Source organism: Sphingobium sp. LMA1-1-1.1 (genome assembly GCF_040676365.1).
Classification (GTDB): domain Bacteria; phylum Pseudomonadota; class Alphaproteobacteria; order Sphingomonadales; family Sphingomonadaceae; genus Sphingobium.
On record NZ_JBEGHS010000073.1, the window covers coordinates 1 to 17,606 of the forward strand.

Genomic DNA, 17,606 nt, shown 5'->3' on the forward strand with positions numbered 1-17,606 from the left:
CATCGACCGCACCGATCGACCCGTCGATGTGCAGGGCCGCGTTGTAGGTCTGCATCCGGTTGCGGTCGTCAAGCGCCATCGCCTGGGAGATGTAGTTGTTGTCGCGCGGCTGCTGAGTGGCGCCCAGAACCGGGTCCGTTTCGGGAAGCCTGATCGTATCGATCAACTGGCCGTCGCTGTTGAACACCGGCGCCGCGGGGAAGGACTTGTACGGGCTGGTCGACGCGATGCTGCGCAGGGCCGAACCCTGCACGCGGATCTTCCAGTCACCCGTTTCGTACTGGAGCTGCAACCGCCCGCCGAGGGTGTTGTCGTTCCAGGTGTTCTCGCAGCAGCGGGCAGGCACAGGACCGGGCGCGCTGTTTCCAACCGGATAGATGTTCTTGAAGATCGGATCCTGGCGATTGTACAGGATCGTGGCGCGGCCAGAGAAGCCATTGCCCAGCGGGCCGCCGATACCCGCTTCAAGGCGGGTCTGGTTGAACCGGCCATAGGTCGCGTTCGCGTTGATCGAAAGCTGGTCGGTCGGCTTGCGCGGAATGAAGTGGACCAGGCCGCCCGTGGCATTGCGTCCGAACAGGGTTCCCTGCGGCCCCTTCAGAATTTCCACGCGCTCAAGGTCGAAGGTGCCGAAGATCTGGCCGCTGAGGCTGCCGATATAACCATCGTCGAAGTAGACCGCGACCGGGCCTTCGAGCACGTCGCTGAAGTCGTTCTGGGTGACGCCGCGGATGGTATATTGTGCGGTCTGGCCACCGAAATTGCCCGAAACGTGGACGCCCGGCGTAATGCGGCCAATGTCGATGCTGCTCGTCACGCCAAGCCGGGCCAGCTGCTCACTCCCCAGGGCGGTGATCGAGATGCCGACATCCTGGAGACGCTGCTCACGATGCTGCGCCGTCACGACAATCTCGCCGTTGTCCATGCCGCCTTCAGAGGCTTTCGACTGCGGGGCGCGATTTTTCTCTGCTTGTGCAACAGCAGGCAAGAGCACGAATATGGTTACAATTGACGCAGCATCCCTTAGTATGCTCTTCAATTTCAGAGACATATTACCCCCCGATTTTGTGACAAGCACCCGACTTTTCAAGATCTCCGCTGCCTTGTCTTCAATCCATCTTCTTCATATAATTTTACATGGACTGAAAATGGCTCCCTTTGGGTGCAGAAAATTGATCGCACTCTCAGAATTTATGTAGTTATCTCGTGAGATCGGGTCGGGAAGCTATGGGTGAGTCAAAATTCGGTCAAGTGAGCAAGTTGGACATCTTTGTTTCGCTGGTGGTGCAATCCGATCAGGGCCGCCGCCTTTCCGAACGGTTTGCAGATAAGCTGTGGCCGGGTTAGGCGGGGGTGATTTGTTCGACGCGCGGATCGTTGCAAAGCGCGCCGACAGGCGGCCCTTGCCGCTTCCTTCGAGCCTCAGTTGCCGGATGCGGTGTCGCTGGATGCGACTTCCTCCTGAAGCCACCTGCGGAAGCGAAGCACGCTGGGAGAATTCCAGCGATCTTCTCGCGCAAGGATCGTGTATGCGCCGAAACGGATCGGACGAAAGCTGCCATTGGCGGGGATGATTTCCACCAGCCGTCCCGCTTCAATATCGTCGCGCAGCAGCCAGCGGTTCGCCAATGCCACGCCATGGCCCTGGCGTGCTGCCGCCAGCGTAAGGTGAGCGTGCCAGAGGCGCGACCCCCCGATCCGATCCGGCACTCTGACGTCATGACTCAGCAGCCAGTGCCGCCATTCCAAGTCGCTTTCCTCATGCAGGAGCGGCAGGGAAAGGAAATCCTCGGCACTGTCGATCGGCTTCAAGTTTGCGGCGCACGCGGGGCTTGCCACGGGGAAAACCGTGGGACGAACGAATTCGAAGCGCCGTACGGACTTGGGCAGTGCCGCTTCTTCCCATTCGCGCAAATAGCGGATGTCCGTATCGACCAGATTTCCCCGGAAATCGGGGCTATGGTCGGAGGGGCGGAAGTCGACGTCTATGTCGCTATTCTTGCTGATGAAATCGCCCAGGTGATCGCTCAGCCACAGGGACGCGAAGCCCGGAATGCACTCGATGCTGAGTTAAGGTCGCCGCCCCTGCTCATCAACATGCTCGTCGCGCTGGCGATGGCTCCCAGGGCAGAGGAAATCTGCTCGTGATACGTGCTGCCCAGCTCGGTCAGCGAATAGCCCTTCGCATTTCTCGTCAAGAGTTGTGCGCCGACCCACGCATCCAGTGATCGTATGTGGCGGCTGACGACAGCATGGTCCACCGTCAGTTCTTTCGCGGCGCGGCGGATGCCATGTAGCCGGCCAACGGCTTCGAAGGCTCGCAGCGCCGCCAGTGGCGGGTAGTCTTTCGGGTTGGCCACCAAACCTCCTTAATCCACCAGAACGACCTTTCGATTTCACGGCCCACCCCGGTTATAATGGAGAAGTCACCAATGTGCCCGCGGCGTCTTTGCGCTGACCCCCTACCCAAACTCGGCTGAGAGAGGATCGGCGGCAAAGCGCCGGCCGGTCCGAACATCGTTGATGATATGGCTACGATGCAGCCAGCCGCTGACGGTCAGCGGGGCTTTATGTTGAAGACGGTCTCCGCGTTTGTCTGGAAAAACTGGCGCTTTTCCTCAAAACCGATCGGCAAATTGTCCTGGACGCGCACCTCGTCCGCCACATACTGATATGGGTAGTCCATCGCGTACATGACGCGATCCGTACCCATGACCTTCTGGCAGTAGAGGATCGTGTCGGTCCACGGCATGCCACTGGTCGTCAACCAGAAATTCTCCTTGAGTACCTGGAGCGGGGAGCGGTCCAGCTTGATCGTGCCCTTGCGACCGGCCGGCACCGAGGCCGTGTGCCAGAAGTCCATGCGGCGGATCCAGAAAGGCAGAGCCTCGCCAAGATGCCCCGCCACGACCCGCAGCCGGGGGAACCGATCGAACACGCCGGCAGTGATCAGTCGCGTCAGGTGCAGTCCGGTTTCGACGCCGAAGCCGAAGATCGCCGCTTCGAGCGCCCGGTCCAGAAAAGGCTGGATGAGCTGCTTCGAAGGCGTATTGGGATGGATGTACAGCGGCACGTCCATCGCCTCGATCACCTCGAGGATCGGCCAGAAGTCCGCCTCGTCCAGATAGCGGCCCTGAACGTGCGAATTCACGATCACACCCTTGAACCCGTGCTTCGTGACGGCGCGCTCGACCTCCCGCACGGACTCGTGGACGGCTTGCGGCGCGATGGCAGCCAAGCCGACGTAACGGTCCGGATGCGCGGCTACAGCCTCCCCCAACTGGTCATTGGCATCGATCGCCATGGCCGCACCCTCGGCCGGCTCGAAGATCTGGACGCCGGGACATGTGATGCCAAGGATCTGCATATCGATGCCGGTAGCATCCATGTCGGCGATGCGGCGGTCGCCCAGATCCTGGATACGCTCCCGGAGCAGTCGCGCTCGCTCGCTGGGACCACCGTAGAAACCCCAGAGGCTGTAAAAGCCCGGATCGTCGATCGACCGATCCTCCATGATCTTCATGAAGCGGTCCATCAGTTCGGGCGGACAGAATGCTTCCTCGGTCGCGATGCGGAGGTAGCCGCGATCGCCGCCGGTGCGGAGCGGATAGTCTGTGTTTGTCATGCTGATCCTTCCTTTGATGCCGTTCGATCGGCCAGTGGGTTTAGGTTAACCCGTAATGTGCGGGGCGAATGGCGTGGCTACCGTTGCTCGCGCGCCGATCGGGTGCGTCGGAAGGGTTCCGCCCGGTCCCCTCATTGCAATGTCGCCCCCGGCGCCCCGGTGATCAGGTACGCGCCCATTCTGTACGTATCAGAAGCATGTATATTGAGTAATCAACAATCTCAAGCTGAATTGAAATTGCGTTCGAAAAGTGCTCCGCGTGCGGAACTCAGCGGGCTCGCATCATGCGCTCGACCACCTCCCTGGGCGTGGGGACGCCACGGATGCGCTGCGTCTCCGGATCGCGCGCCGCCCAGACCCGCTTCTCGTAGCCCGCAACGGCCAGCGCGCTACCGTGCAGCAGATCATGACGGATCTCGAAACTCGATTTCCCCCACCCCGCCACGAAGCTCCTGATCGTGACGGTGTCACCGAATGTCGAAGGTAAATGGAAAGAAGCGTTGGTCGCGATCATCGGATAGCCGATCATGTCGAAACGCTCGAGCATTTCATGCTTCGGATAGCCCGCCGCGGCGAAGAGATGGATCGTCGACTCGTTGAACATGTCGAAATACCGTGGATAGTATACGATCCCGGCGGGATCGCATTGCCCCCACTCGATGATGAATGAACGCTCAGCGAAGAATCCGACCTTTTCCGAGTCGAACTCCTTCATCTCCTGCCCAATCATCGATTCTCTTCCTCTCCACCCCGTCGGCGACGCAGCCGTGCCCCGACTTCCCTGGCAGTCTAGTCATTTTCATTGATCAGTCAATAAATTATGGTGACCGCATTTAGTGTCGACACATGCTGGGTCTCCAAGCCTCCGGGAGCCGCGCTGTCCTTGGCCCTTCATAATGCAAGCGTGAGGATTGACAGTGCCCGACCAGCAAGAATAATGCTAAATCAATGAAATTTTGCAACACACCGGGTTCGCGGATAGCCCCTATACTCCGGCCGATCGCTGCATGGAGGATAGCAGCTCTGGTCCACCTGCCCGATCAAAGAAGGGTCTCTTGAGCATGTCGTCGGACAGAATCATGCACCGTCGAGCGGGACTGGCGGCCCTGCTGATCGGCGCGCTTGTCGCTCCGGCCAGCGCGGAGCAGCCGCATGGTGCGCGGACACAGGCCGCAGCGCCGCCTCTCGCAGAGCGGCTTCCCCCCGCCAGCCAGATGTTCGTCTTCTGGCCCGACGATGTCCGCTCGGCAGGGTTTCGAAACATGGCGAAGCTCTACGTCGCCGCGCCCGTTGCACGCGGTCCGCGCATCACCCCCCTGCCCGCGTCCAAACTGACGCTGAAGGCCAGCTATCGCGAAAAGGGTCGGATTCGCACTATCGCAGACTATATGGCGGACAATCACACCGCCGGGCTGCTCGTGCTCCATAGAGGCAGGATCGTGCTTGAACGCTACGGCCTGGGCCTCGGAAAGGACAAGGTCTGGGTCTCGAACTCAGCCGCCAAGTCTTTCACCTCGACCCTGGTGGGTGCTGCGATCAAGGACGGCAAGATCGGCAGTGTGGACGATCCGGTCACGAAATATGTTCCGGAGCTGCGCGGCAGCGCCTGGGACGACGTGACCATCCGTCATGCTCTGACGATGAGCACGGGCATCGAATATAAGGAGATCTACGGCCAAGGCGGCGATGGTGGGCGGATCACCGGGCTCGCGGTACCGGACGGCAGGCCCGTGCCGGAAGGTGTCGACCTCCTCACCTTCCTCGCGAAATCGAAGCGCCTCGCCCCGGCGGGCACCACGTTCAACTACGCGTCGAGCGTCTCCCGGCTGCTCGGCGTCATCGTCGCCAACGCCACCGGCAAGCCGCTCAACGCGTATCTGTCTGAAAAGGTCTGGGTGCCGGCCGGCATGGAGCATGACGCAAGCTGGATCGTCGACGGCGCGGGCCGGATCATGAGCAGCGGCTTCCTCAACGCCACGCTGCGCGACTATGCGCGATTCGGCCGGTTCTTCATGCTCGGCGGAAAAGATGAAAACGGCAGATCCGTACTGCCCGATGGCTGGGTGGCAGAGGCCACATATCCGACGCAGGTCGCCGACGCGGACGGCACGGGTTACGGTTACCAGTGGTGGGTCACCGAACTGGTGGAGCTGATGGCCGGCTGGAACGATCTCTTCACGGATGCCGACGGGGATGGCCGTTACGACGATCCCGGTCTGGTGGCGTTCGAGGCCTGGCTGCCGATCGCGCAACAAGCATTGGTGGGCTCCGTCATCGGCGACTGGTGGCACCGGATCGACGACTACAAGCACATAAAGTACCGCACGAGCCTCCTTCTGCGGGTGATAGAGGGCAAGGATGCCGCCACGCCCGCGAAGTTCGACTTCCTGCAGGGACGGGATCGTGACGCGGTGTTGCGCTCGACGCTGACGACCACCTTGGCCAAGCTCCGCGCGGACTTCGGTCAAGGGCCCCTGCGCGGGCTTCGCCAGCCCGTCTACTACCGCTATTTCGACCCCTCGAAGAAGGAGTCAAGCCGGCCCACCGCGCCAGTTGACGGCTTTTTCGATCATGGTGACGTCGAGCTGCCCGCCGCGATGCGCGGACTCGCCCCGCTTTCGTGCGGGACAATGGCGGCGACGAGTGGGTAGCCTTCATGGAGCTGGCCAAGGATCGGCGCGAGATGCTGAGCGTCGTGGACGCTGGCGGCCAAAACCTCTTCATCGATCCGCAAGGACGCGGCAATTCTCACCTCACCGATCAGATCCAGCGGCACGTCGATCTCGACCTGAAGGTAATCCCGCTCGATCAAGACAGCGTGCGCGCCGCGACCGAGGCCACGCAAACGCTCAACGTGCCTTCCCTCCCGATTGAGGCCGTGTCCCGGCCGCGCTCTCCCGCCCCAACCGGGGAACGCTGAAGTGGCCGCATCTCCTGCCGGTGGCGCGGCGGGAGAGCGCGGTCGAGTGCGGTATTCGCTTGTGAGGGATGTGGATTTCCGCGCGAGCGCGCGGTGAGCGACCTTCTTGGGCGCGTGATCGGCAGGATGCGCGATCGTCTCTACTTGTCGAGAGCCGTTCGCGTCACCGCCGCCTACTTGATCGCGTAGTAGCGGAATAGCGAGTGGTCGGGCTCGTCGTCCGGAGTGATCCGCGGCCGGCGCTGTCCCACGCCCACGATCACGGTGCGGTTCAGCCACTCGTGCGGACCATCGGGCGCACGGAAATAAGGCGTGCAGCGGAAATAGCGTGGGAGGGGCGGCCGTCCAGGCCGCTCCAACGGACCGTGTACGTAGCCAAGATTGCGTATGTAGATGCGCGCGCCGTCATCCGCCTCAATCATGTAGTGGGCGTTGAGCTCCACGACGCCATCGCTGCGGATCATCGGCCAGTCGGCGCCGCTATAGTCGACCAGACGCCCGTTCAGTAGGGGACCAAACACGATCCCGCCCTCGCCCACCGACGTGTAGCCGCAGTCGGGACCGCCAGGATGGATGGGACCCGTCGTCCATCGTCGATCGAAGTTGACGCGGATGTCGAACGCATGCTCGTACTGCAGCGCCAGATCGGGACCATCTAACATTCTCGTCTCCTCAGCATCCTGGCGCAACTTCTGTCGTCTCAGGGCCGGATCTGCGACCGAGCGACGCATCCGCAGGTCGTTCCAGGCTCAAGCGATACCGATGCAAAGATATTTGATCTCCAAATAATCGTCGATGCCGTGACGGGATCCCTCCCGTCCGAGGCCAGAGGCCTTCACGCCGCCGAACGGCGCCACTTCGGTGGATATGAGGCCCGTGTTGATGCCGACTATGCCGCTCTCCAGCGCCTCCGCCACGCGCCACGCACGGCCCATGTCGCGCGCATAGAAGTAGGCGGCAAGGCCGAACTCGGTCGCATTGGCTTTGGCGATGGCGTCGGACTCGTCCTCGAACCGGATAATAGGTGCGACGGGGCCGAAAGTCTCCTCGTTCAGGACGAGCATGCCGGCCTTGACGCCCTCGATTATGGTCGGCTGGAAATAGCGACCGCCCAAGGGATGAGCCTTGCCGCCGGTGACGATGCGAGCGCCCTTGGCGACGGCGTCATCGACATGCTGCTGGGCCTTGGCGACAGCAGCCTCGTCGATCAGCGGGCCAATCGTGGTCGCCTGATCCAGTCCATTTCCAACGACCAGTCCGTTCACCGCCTTCGCAAGCGCCTCTACGAAACGGTCATGGATGCCCGCTTGCACATAGAGGCGGTTGGCGCATACGCATGTCTGTCCGGCGTTGCGGTACTTCGACGCGATCGCTCCCGCGACGGCGGCGTCCAGATCGGCATCGTCGAACACGATGAACGGCGCGTTCCCGCCGAGTTCCAGCGACAATTTCTTGATCGTCGGCGCGCTCTGTTCGTAGAGCTTGGCGCCGATCTCGGTAGATCCCGTGAACGTCAGCTTCCGAACCACCGGGCTCGCGGTCAGCGCTCCGCCAATCGCGGCCGCACCGCCGGTGACCACGTTGATCACGCCGGCGGGCACGCCTGCCTCCTCGGCCAAAACGGCGAGCGCGAGGGCGGTGAAGGGCGTCTGGCTCGCCGGCTTCAGCACCGTCGTGCAACCCGCCGCCAGTGCCGGCGCCAACTTGCGGGTGATCATCGCGGCCGGGAAGTTCCACGGCGTGATCGCCGCGACGACGCCGATCGGCTGCTTTAGCACGACGATGCGCTTGTCAGGCATATGTCCAGGCACGACTTCGCCATAGATCCGCTTCGCCTCCTCGGCGAACCACTCGATGAAGCTGGCGGCATAGGCAATCTCGCCCTTCGCCTCCGCGAGCGGTTTGCCCTGTTCGCGCGTGAGGATGCGCGCGAGCACGTCCTGGTGCGCCATGATGAGGTCGAACCATGCACGCAGAACCTGCGCCCGATCCTTGGCGGTGCGCGCTGCCCACGCCGGCATGGCCCGGTCGGCCGCGGCGATCGCCGCCTCGGTCTCCGCCGCGCCGAGCTTCGGCACACGGCCGACGATCTCGCCCGTCGCGGGGTCGTCGACGGCGATCCCGTCGCCTCCGGCCTCAATCCAAGTCCCGTCGATCAGGCAGGCCTCGCGGAGCAGATCATTTTCGCTGAAGCTTTTCATCACGTCCTCGGTTCAACGGTTGTTCGGTACGATCAGGCTGCGCCTGGGGTCTGACCCGGCACCCAGTTGCCGTGCAGACCCTGACGCAGGCGGAACGGCAGGGCGATCGAAGCGACCGGACCTTGCGACAGGTTGAGCGCATCGAGCAGCAGCAGGCGCGATCCGTTCTCCGCCATCCGGTTCTCGATGCAGATGAGATAACCGTCCCCCTCCTCGGTCGATCCCGGACGCGGGACGAAGGCGGGCTCCTGGAGGGACGAGGTCGGGCCGACCCAGAATGTGTCCGTCTCGCCCGTCTCCAGGTCGATCCGGCCAAGCGTGTTCATCATGAAGCCGGCCGCGCTCCGACCGCCCGGCAGATCGATCGGCTTCGACAAATCCTGCGCGAGTTGCCAGCCGTAGCGGTTCTTCAATCCCGCGAAGCGATCGTCGATGCGGGGGAACTCCCCCGTCAGCTCCGCCAGGGGAGTCATCTGGATGTCTTCGCTGTTGGAACGCAGATCAACGGTCCAGCGGGTCATCCGCGCCGCCGCGGCGACCGGGTCGAACGGCTCGCCGTCGGTGTCCGGAAAGAACGGGAACATATTGCCGCTCGCCATCGGCACGTCGAAATGCACCGTGGTGCCTTCATTGTGCGCGTTCATGACGTGGCTGGCGAAGCAGGTTGGCGCCGAGAACCAGCGGATGTCCTCGGCGCCACCGTTCCGTGGCAGGACGCCGAGGTGAACGGGGCGGCCGCGATCGAAGCCGAAATGCGGCAGGCCCGCCTCAAGCCGTTCCCAGGAGCCAACGATCGGCACGACGTGGAAAACAACATAATCCTCGGTGATGCCGAAGTCGTGCATCATGCAGTAATAGGGTATCTCGAACCAAACTTCGCGCGTGATCTCCCCTTCCGGGCTGATCACGTAGAATACCATGTCGCGTGTGCACAGCCCCTTCGCGGCGTAACCGAAGGCAAGCATCTCGCCGGTGCGCGCATCGATCTTCGGATGCGCGGTGAAGGTCTCCGACGTCATCCGGCCCCCGAAGGTGTATTTGGGGTCGATCGTGTCCAGCGTCTCCGGGTCCATCCACACCGGCGGACTGTCCTCCTTGAGCGCGAGCAGCTTGCCGGCATGGACGACCACATTGGTATTCGCCGTCCCGCGCACCTGGCCCTTCACACTCCCGTCGTCGGTCAGTGGATTGCGATAGGCGCCGAAAAGCGCGTGCCCGGCTTCGCGTTCCAGTCGGAACTTGTCGGTGCGCGCCCAGCGTTGCTGCAGGGAGACCTCGCCATCCTTGAAGCGGAACCGCGTGACCATGCCGTCGCCGTTGAACCAGATGTCGTTTCCGGCGAGTGGCGGGTACTGCGGATCGGGCGCGACGCGGTAGAAGCTGCCGTCGAGGTCCGCCGGAATGACACCCGCGACCACCGGGAGGTTGCGCACTTCGGCCTCGACGCCGGAAGGGGCGAAGAAGCCGGTGAAATTGGGCGTGTCCGGGAATTTCATACCGTGCCTCGTCGAGATGATGATGATATATTCGGCGGCACCGCAGGGCCGCCAAATGTGGCGACGCGATTCAGCGCGACATCATTGTTTAGTCAACGACATTACACTTCGAGGATCGCGGGTCAAGCGCTCTCGGATCGGCAGGCGACTTGCCGATCCGCCGCGCCAGGTCAGAGCCCGAAACCAGCCACCGCTCTCAGCGCGCGCTCGATGATATCGAGCCCTTCCCCAATTATCGCGTCCGAAGCGGTGAGCGGCACCAGGATCCGGATCGTCTCCCCCTTCGCTCCGCAAGACAGGACGATCAAGCTCTCCTCAAGCGCCGCCGCGCAGACCGCCTTGGCAGCGGTGCCGTCGGGCACGCCGTCTGTTCCCAGCACGTCGAAGCCGATCATCGCGCCAAGGCCACGGAGGTTCGCGACCGGCAGCCCGGCGTCGCGATATCCCTCGATGCGCTTCCGCAGTGCCGCTCCGATGATCTCCGCACGGGCGTTGAGCCCTTCCTCCTCGATTACGTCAAGCACGGCGAGCGCCGCCGCGCAGCTCACCGGCGACCCGCCATAGGTCCCGCCGAGTCCGCCCGGATCCAGCGCGTCCATGATCTCGGCGCGACCGATCACCCCCGCCAGCGGGAAACCGCCGGCGAGCGACTTGGCCACGCAGACGAGGTCGGGTTCGACGTGGCTGTGCTCGATGCCGAACATCCTGCCCGTACGGGCGAAACCCGACTGGACCTCGTCGGAGATGAGGAGGATACCGTGCTCGTCGCAGATCCGGCGCAGGGCCTGGAGCAGTTCGGTTGGAGCGACATGGAAGCCGCCCTCGCCCTGCGCGGCGTGCAAAGTGCCTACTGAAGAATCCTGCGTTTTTCTGAACGTCGAACGATTCTCAATTGGCCAATCATTGATTTAGCCCGTGCGCCGGACTACTCCTCGTGGATGGCCTTCGTGACGAGGCAGGCGTCAACGCCTTCCAGGCCGTCCTCATGGCCGTGGCCCGACCATTTGACGCCGCCAAACGGGGCATCCGCCCCGCCGATCTTGCTGGTGTTGATGCCCAGCATGCCGGTCTCAATCTCACGCGACAGCCGGCGCTGCCGATTGGCGTCGTCGGTCCACAGATAGGCGGCCAGCCCATAGGGTAGCCGATTGGCCTCCGCGACCATCTCGTCCTCCGACCCGTAGGCGTTGCAGATGGCTACAGGTCCGAAGGGCTCCGTGTTCATGATGTCGGCGTCCAGCGGAACATCCGTGATGACGGTCGGTTGGAAGAAGAAGCCCCGATTTCCGATCCGCTCCCCGCCGGCCCGAACCTGGGCGCCACGCGCCTTGGCGTCACCGATCAACTGGTCCATGGCGTCCAGCCGGCGCGCGTTCGCCATCGGACCCATCTGGCTGTCGGAATCGGCGCCGTTGCCGACCTTCAGTGCGGCGGCGCGACCGGCGAAGCCGTCGACGAACTCGTCGTAAATGGCGTCCTCGATAATGAAGCGCGTCGGTGCGACGCACACCTGGCCGGCGTTGCGGAACTTGTGGGCGACCACCGTGTCCAGCACCTTCTCCACCTTCGCGTCCTTGAACACGAGCACCGCGCCGTGGCCGCCGAGTTCCATGGTGGTCCGCTTGAAATCATCAGCCGCAAGCTTGAGGAGATGCTTTCCAACCTGAGTTGATCCGGTGAAGGAGAGCTTGCGCACAATAGGCGATGCCAGAAGATGGCGTGACACCTCGTCCGGGATGCCGAATACTGCCTGCGCAACGTCCTTTGGCAGTCCGGCTTCGAGCAGCGACTCCAGCACGAGGATTGCCGACGCCGGCGCCTCCTCCGCCGACTTGAGGATCACCGAGCAGCCCGCAGCAATAGGCGCGCCCAGCTTGCGCCCCGGATTGTTGATGGGAAAATTCCATGGGCTAAACGCGACTACGGGGCCAATGGGCTCCTTCGTCACGATCGAACGTGAGCCCGCTGGCCGCACGAGCGAACGCCCGTAAAGCCGGTGACACTCGCCCGCGTAAAACCGGAACAGGTTCACGTTCATCGCTACTTCGGTTCTGGCTTCGGCCAGAGTCTTGCCCTGCTCGGCCGTCGCGACCCGCGCGATGTCTTCGGCCCGCGCGGCCATGATCGAAGCGGCGCCCAGCAGAACCGCGGCGCGCTGCTCCGGCGTCGACTTCCGCCATGTCGCGAAGCCACGCGCCGCAGCGTCAAGTGCCCGGTCCAGGTCGGCGGCGTCCGCCAGGGGCAGTTCGCCCAGTCGCTCCAGCGTCGCGGGATTGATGACAGTGTGCGTGCGACGATGGCCGACGGGAATCCGCTCGCCGTCGATGATCATGCAAAGTTCAGGATAGGCCATTATCGTCCCTTGTTGCTGAAATGATGGACCGCCGCTCGCTCGCTCAATGCAGACCTGCTGGCCGTGCGACGTCAGCTACAGCCTGCGGCGTGCCGCGCATGAACAGGAACAGCATCGCGACGATGAGCGGGGGTATGGAAATCGTGGTCATGGTCATCGGGAGCGACCAGTTGTAGGTGAGCGCGGCGCCGCCCAGCAGGGGCGCGACAATGCCGCCGATCCGTCCGACCCCTCCGGCCCAGCCGATCCCGGTGCTCTTCATCTCGGGCGGATATATCTGGGCCATGAGCATGTTCAGTCCGGACTGTCCCCCGGCGGAGAAGAAGCTCCAGACAACCAGCACGAGCACGAAAAACGGGCTGTCGAATGGCACCTGTCCGATGGCGAAAATCGACACCGCCAGAGCACCGTAGAATAGCGGTATGAGGCGGCCCGCACCGAACCAGTCCATGAGGCGGCCGACGCTCAGCGTGCCCATGACGCCTCCGAAGAAGCCGATAGCAGCCACAACCGCGAAACGCTGCAGCGACACCCCCGCCATCTCGCGGAAAAAGGACGGCAGCCAAGCGTAGAGCAGGGCGATGTTGCCCATGCTGAAGAAGCAGCAGATCCAGATGATCGTGGTCGCACGTGCCCGGCCGCCCCGGAAGATTTCGAAGACGCCGGACCTCTCGCGGGGCAGCCGTTCCGGCAGCACGAACCGCTCGTCACCGCTCAGATCCAGTCTGGGATCGATGCGCCGCACCAACCGTTTCAGATCACTTCCCGCGCCTGTTCGACGAGGCTGGGCGACGGCGGAGTCAACCAGGAAAACAGCCATCAGCGGAGTGAGCAGGAGCGGAAGCGCTCCGCCCACCCAGAAGGCAGCCTGCCAACCGTAGACCGGAATCAGGAACGCCGCTCCGGCGCCGGCCGCGTTGCCAGCCGAGTAGCCCACCATCGCGACCCCAATCACTGTGCTCCGCAGCCGTCGAGGCGCGAACTCGGAAATGAGGGCAGCCCCCATCGGCACGGTACCGGCGAGAGAAATGCCGGCCAGGCCCCTGAGCACGGCGATCTGCATAATGTTGTGCGCCAGGGACGTCGCAAGCGTGATGAGGCCAAAGACGAGCAGCGACCAGACGAGAGCACGCTTCCTTCCGAAGCGATCAGCCAGCGGGCTGACAACGAAAGAGCCGACCGTGAGTCCGATTTGCTGCAGGAGGAAGACGATCGTCATGGCAGCGGGTTTCACACCTACACCCTCTGCGACGGCCGGAGCTATCTTCCCGAGCATGAAGATGTCGTATCCATCGACGAACATCGCCGCGACGACGAGGATAAGGACGGAAATCTGTGTCCGGCCGAAGGGCTGGTTGTCCAGCACCGCGGCGAGATTCACCTCCCGGCGCCCACTACCTTCCATGCCCTGCCCCCTTTCAAGCGGTCAATCAGCACGCCGCCACGAGCAGCGCCCGACAGTCGACAACGGCATCGCGCAGCAAGTGAGATCGGCCTTGCCTCTCCTTGCCAAATAGTTGATAGATCAATGATACGAGCAGTGCAACGACTTTTGCACTCGCCTAGTTTATAGCTGCCCTTCCAACTGTGGCCCAGAGCATATAGAGGACAGGTTCCCGCAACGCTCGCCAGTCCATCGGAGCGCCGGTTCGGAACGCTCCAGCACAGAAATCCATGATGAGTCATGAAGTATCTTGAGTTCCTGGCGTCCTGATCATATACCGCATCCTTCTGCCCTGAGGCTCCGGCGGCATCGACATTGCGGTTCCACTTCAGGTCGCATTTAGCGGGAAGGGCGCCTCTTGGAGGCGAATAGCCAAGGATGTGCCCACAGCATCCTGGCTGGAGAACTTAGGAGCGATACTATGGTGCAGCAGAGTGGTCATGGACGGCTGTTGGGCGGTGCGACAATGATCATCGCAGCTGCGGCATCCGTGGCGCTCCTGGCGGGGGCGGGCTTCGCGTGGGCGCAGCAGCCGATAGCAGCGGCGGCGCCTCAGGTCTCAGGCTCGATGGCCCCACAGCTCGTCGCCGGCGCCGCATCCTACAGCCAAAACTGTGCAAGCTGCCACGGCGAACAGTTGGTCGGCCCCGGTGCCCCTTAGCACATCGGCGCTCATCTTCGGGTGCAGGGACAGCCCGTTCCCGGCACCGCACCGCCTTGAACAGGCATGAACCCCCAGCCTCTTCACCGCGATGTTCGATCTGCTTGCACGAGTCCTTTCTGAACGCTATCGTTGATTCATCAATGTGTTTGAAGACTGGGCGCACGGACCGGGCCGTTGCAGGAAGCGGTCGCCAGCCGGCGGGCAGCTTCCCGAAAGCTGTGGGCACGTCGCAAAGGCCCAGCCAGTGTCATGCTTGATCGTTGAATCGGAAGGATATCGAATGGCCAGCTCGAAGTTGATTGTCACCGTGGCACCGACGGGTGGCATGGCTTCCAAAGCACAGAACCCCAATCTGCCAACGCAGCCGGCCGAGATCGCCGATTCGGTCTACAAGTCTTACAAGGAAGGCGCGACGATCGCGGCGCTCCACGCGCGGCGGCCGGACGATGGGGCCACCTGCAATGCAGACATCTACCGCGACATCAACGAACGGATTCGCGCCAAATGCGACATCATCATCAATAACTCGACGGGTGGCGGCTCCAGCGGCGACATGCTCGTCGCCCGCGAGGACGGCCTGTTCGAATCGAACTTCGAGGAACGGCTGAAAGGCTGCGAGGCGGGCGCCGAGATGGCGACCTTCGACGGAATGACGTTCGTGGACGTCCACGGCGGCAGGGAAATTCTCGTCGTCACGCCGCCATCGCGGTGCGAAACCCTCGTCAAGCGGATGGTGGAGCGTGGCATCAAGCCCGAATGGGAGGTGTTCGGTCCGAGCCACATTCTGCAGGATGTCACCCGCCTGATCCAGAAGGGGTATGACAAACCCCCTTATTACATCAACATGGTCCTGGGAGCGGACCACGGCTTCCAGGGCGCGATGCCCTATAGTCACGACATTCTTACGGTGATGGTGAGCATGCTGCCGCCGCAATCGATCTTCTGCGTGTCGGCGATCGGACCAGCGCAGCTTCCCGCAACCACTCAGGCGATGCTCCTGGGCGGACACGTCCGGGTCGGTCTGGAGGACAATAATTACTACAGCCGCGGTCGCCTAGCCCGCAACGAGGAGCTGGTAGCCCGCACGGTGAGGATCGCCAACGAACTCCAACGGGAGATAGCCTCCCCCGAAGAGGCGCGGGAGATACTCGGGTTAGCGAAGATATCGCAGTAAGCTGGGGGGGGTCGCTCCCCTTCCGAGCTGAGCGCATTTCAGTGAGGCTGGCGGCGACCCACGCGTCTCATGTGGACAATGGAAGAGGCGCGACGACGCGCAGGGATTGTCGAACATGATGACGACGGTCCGCCAGATGGCCGAACCAAGGGTGCGAGACCTGATCGCGTCAAGTCACACGCTTTAGAGGATAGATCATGGAGACCCAACCGTCAGCACCGCGCGACGCGGTGTTCGAACGCCGCAACCCCCTCACCGGCGAGGTGGCGACGACCGTCAAGGCCGCGAGTGTCGAGGACGCCCAAGCCGCCGTAGCAGCAGCGGCAGCGGCATTCCCCGCATGGTCGGCCCTGGGACCGAACGCCCGACGCGCAGCGCTGATGAAGGCGGCGATCGCGCTGGAGGCGCGGACCGACCAGTTCATCGACGCGATGATGGGCGAGATCGGCGCGACCGAAGGCTGGGCGCGCTTCAACCTGATGCTTTCCGCCAGCATGATCCGGGAGGCCGCCGCGCTCACCACGCAGGTCGCGGGCGAGGTGATCCCTTCCGACAGGCCGGGCTGCATCGCAATGGCGCTGCGCGAGCCGGTGGGCGTGCTGCTCGGCATCGCGCCGTGGAACGCGCCGATCATCCTTGGCGTGCGCGCCGTCGCGACGCCGCTGGCATGTGGCAACACGGTGGTGTTGAAGGCCAGCGAGCAGTGCCCGCGCACGCACGCGCTGATCGGCGAGGCGTTCAACGAGGCGTTGCCCGAGGGAGCGATTTCCATTGTCACCAACGCCCCTGCCGACGCCGCGGAAATCGTAGGCGCGCTGATCGATCATCCGGAGGTGAAGCGCATCAACTTCACCGGCTCGACCCCACGTTGGCAAAATCATCGCCAGGCGCGCGGCCGAGCATCTGAAGCCCGCATTGCTGGAGTTGGGCGGCAAGGCGCCGCTGATCGTTCTGGACGATGCCGACCTTGACGAGGCGGTGAAGGCTGCCGCGTTCGGCGCGTTCATGAACCAGGGCCAGATCTGCATGTCGACCGAGCGCATCATCGTCCTGGACGCCGTGGCCGACGAGTTCAACCGCCGATTCAAGGAAAAGGTGGAGAGCATGCCGGTCGGAGACCCGCGCGGGGGGAAGACCCCGCTTGGCGCCGTGGTGGACCAGAAGACGGTCGATTGGGTACGCGAGCTCGTCAACGACGCGATTGCGAACGGCGCAGAGCAGCTCGTCGGCGGCGAGGCGAACGGGGTGCTGATGCCGGCGCACGTCATCGACAGAGTGACGCCCGAAATGAGGCTGTTCCGAGAGGAGAGCTTCGGACCCGTGGTGGGAGTGATCCGCGCACGCGACGAGGCACATGCAGTCGAGCTCGCAAACGATACCGAATATGGGCTGTCGGCGGCGGTGTTCACGCGGGACACGGCGCGCGGACTTCGCGTCGCCAAGCTGATCAAGTCGGGCATCTGCCACATCAATGGACCTACCGTGCACGACGAGGCGCAGATGCCGTTCGGCGGGGTCAAGGCCTCGGGCTACGGCCACTTCGGCGGTCGCGCCGGCATCGACGCCTTCACCGAATTGCGGTGGATCACGATCGAAACCCAGCCCGGCCACTACCCGATCTGAAATGCCGCTCGCACATGTGCGCGAACGGCGAGCATGACCGATGCTGGGAAAACGATCGATCGTGGAACGAGGTGGCGGAAAGTTACGCCGGTAGGTTCGGCAACGA

General features: G+C 63.2%; 14 protein-coding genes and 1 pseudogene. 4 read left to right on the plus strand and 11 right to left on the minus strand.

Annotation, left to right across the window (positions count from 1 at the left end):
- The 5 genes from MRBLMA1_RS20875 to MRBLMA1_RS20895 form a co-directional block, all read right to left on the minus strand.
- Nucleotides 1-925, minus strand: a 925-nt coding sequence (locus MRBLMA1_RS20875) for a TonB-dependent receptor plug domain-containing protein (RefSeq protein WP_363739569.1), incomplete at its 3' end; no start/stop codon positions are given.
- Nucleotides 926-1,422: 497 nt separating this feature from the next.
- A complete protein-coding gene (locus MRBLMA1_RS20880) occupies nucleotides 1,423-2,064 on the minus strand; it encodes a LysR substrate-binding domain-containing protein (protein WP_363739789.1) in 642 nt (213 codons plus the stop codon).
- A complete protein-coding gene (locus MRBLMA1_RS20885) occupies nucleotides 2,028-2,360 on the minus strand; it encodes a LysR family transcriptional regulator (protein WP_363739570.1) in 333 nt (110 codons plus the stop codon). The genes MRBLMA1_RS20880 and MRBLMA1_RS20885 overlap by 37 nt, the downstream gene beginning before the upstream one ends.
- Nucleotides 2,361-2,557: 197 nt before the next feature.
- Complete coding sequence (locus tag MRBLMA1_RS20890) at nucleotides 2,558-3,625, minus strand: amidohydrolase family protein (RefSeq protein ID WP_363739571.1); 1,068 nt, start codon at nucleotides 3,623-3,625, stop codon at nucleotides 2,558-2,560.
- A gap of 268 nt (nucleotides 3,626-3,893) precedes the next feature.
- Nucleotides 3,894-4,340 carry an acyl-CoA thioesterase gene (locus MRBLMA1_RS20895; protein ID WP_363739573.1) on the minus strand — a complete coding sequence of 149 codons (447 nt, stop codon included), beginning with the start codon at nucleotides 4,338-4,340 and terminating at the stop codon, nucleotides 3,894-3,896.
- Between the two features lie 346 nt (nucleotides 4,341-4,686).
- Between MRBLMA1_RS20895 and MRBLMA1_RS20900 the strand changes: the two genes are divergently transcribed.
- Together MRBLMA1_RS20900 and MRBLMA1_RS20905 are read left to right on the plus strand one after the other, a co-directional pair.
- Nucleotides 4,687-6,276, plus strand: coding sequence for a serine hydrolase domain-containing protein (locus MRBLMA1_RS20900; RefSeq protein ID WP_363739791.1), 1,590 nt, complete (start codon nucleotides 4,687-4,689; stop codon nucleotides 6,274-6,276).
- Between the two features lie 5 nt (nucleotides 6,277-6,281).
- Nucleotides 6,282-6,545, plus strand: a complete 264-nt coding sequence (locus MRBLMA1_RS20905) for a hypothetical protein (RefSeq protein WP_363739574.1) — start codon at nucleotides 6,282-6,284, stop codon at nucleotides 6,543-6,545.
- 173 nt (nucleotides 6,546-6,718) lie between these two features.
- Here the strand turns inward: MRBLMA1_RS20905 and MRBLMA1_RS20910 are convergent, their stop codons facing one another.
- The 6 genes from MRBLMA1_RS20910 to MRBLMA1_RS20935 all read right to left on the minus strand — a co-directional run bounded on the left by MRBLMA1_RS20910 (nucleotide 6,719) and on the right by MRBLMA1_RS20935 (nucleotide 14,000).
- Nucleotides 6,719-7,207, minus strand: coding sequence for a DUF3237 domain-containing protein (locus MRBLMA1_RS20910; RefSeq protein ID WP_363739576.1), 489 nt, complete (start codon nucleotides 7,205-7,207; stop codon nucleotides 6,719-6,721).
- 87 nt (nucleotides 7,208-7,294) lie between these two features.
- Nucleotides 7,295-8,746, minus strand: coding sequence for an NAD-dependent succinate-semialdehyde dehydrogenase (locus MRBLMA1_RS20915; protein ID WP_363739577.1), 1,452 nt, complete (start codon nucleotides 8,744-8,746; stop codon nucleotides 7,295-7,297).
- Nucleotides 8,747-8,778: 32 nt separating this feature from the next.
- On the minus strand, nucleotides 8,779-10,242 hold the full coding sequence (locus tag MRBLMA1_RS20920; RefSeq protein WP_363739579.1) for a carotenoid oxygenase family protein: 1,464 nt from the start codon (nucleotides 10,240-10,242) through the stop codon (nucleotides 8,779-8,781).
- A 170-nt stretch (nucleotides 10,243-10,412) separates the two neighbouring features.
- Nucleotides 10,413-11,084 (minus strand): aminotransferase class III-fold pyridoxal phosphate-dependent enzyme, encoded by a 672-nt coding sequence (locus MRBLMA1_RS20925; protein ID WP_363739581.1) that lies wholly within the window; start codon nucleotides 11,082-11,084, stop codon nucleotides 10,413-10,415.
- An 83-nt stretch (nucleotides 11,085-11,167) separates the two neighbouring features.
- Nucleotides 11,168-12,595, minus strand: coding sequence for an NAD-dependent succinate-semialdehyde dehydrogenase (locus MRBLMA1_RS20930; RefSeq protein ID WP_363739582.1), 1,428 nt, complete (start codon nucleotides 12,593-12,595; stop codon nucleotides 11,168-11,170).
- Nucleotides 12,596-12,638: 43 nt separating this feature from the next.
- Nucleotides 12,639-14,000, minus strand: coding sequence for an MFS transporter (locus tag MRBLMA1_RS20935; protein WP_363739584.1), 1,362 nt, complete (start codon nucleotides 13,998-14,000; stop codon nucleotides 12,639-12,641).
- Nucleotides 14,001-14,983: 983 nt separating this feature from the next.
- On the opposite strand from MRBLMA1_RS20935, the gene MRBLMA1_RS20940 reads away from it, so the two are divergent.
- Both MRBLMA1_RS20940 and MRBLMA1_RS20945 read left to right on the plus strand, forming a co-directional pair.
- Entirely contained in the window at nucleotides 14,984-15,877 is an 894-nt protein-coding gene (locus MRBLMA1_RS20940; RefSeq protein WP_363739586.1) for a 3-keto-5-aminohexanoate cleavage protein, read from the plus strand.
- A 197-nt stretch (nucleotides 15,878-16,074) separates the two neighbouring features.
- A pseudogene (locus MRBLMA1_RS20945) lies at nucleotides 16,075-17,500 on the plus strand (aldehyde dehydrogenase).
- Nucleotides 17,501-17,606 lie beyond the last annotated feature (106 nt).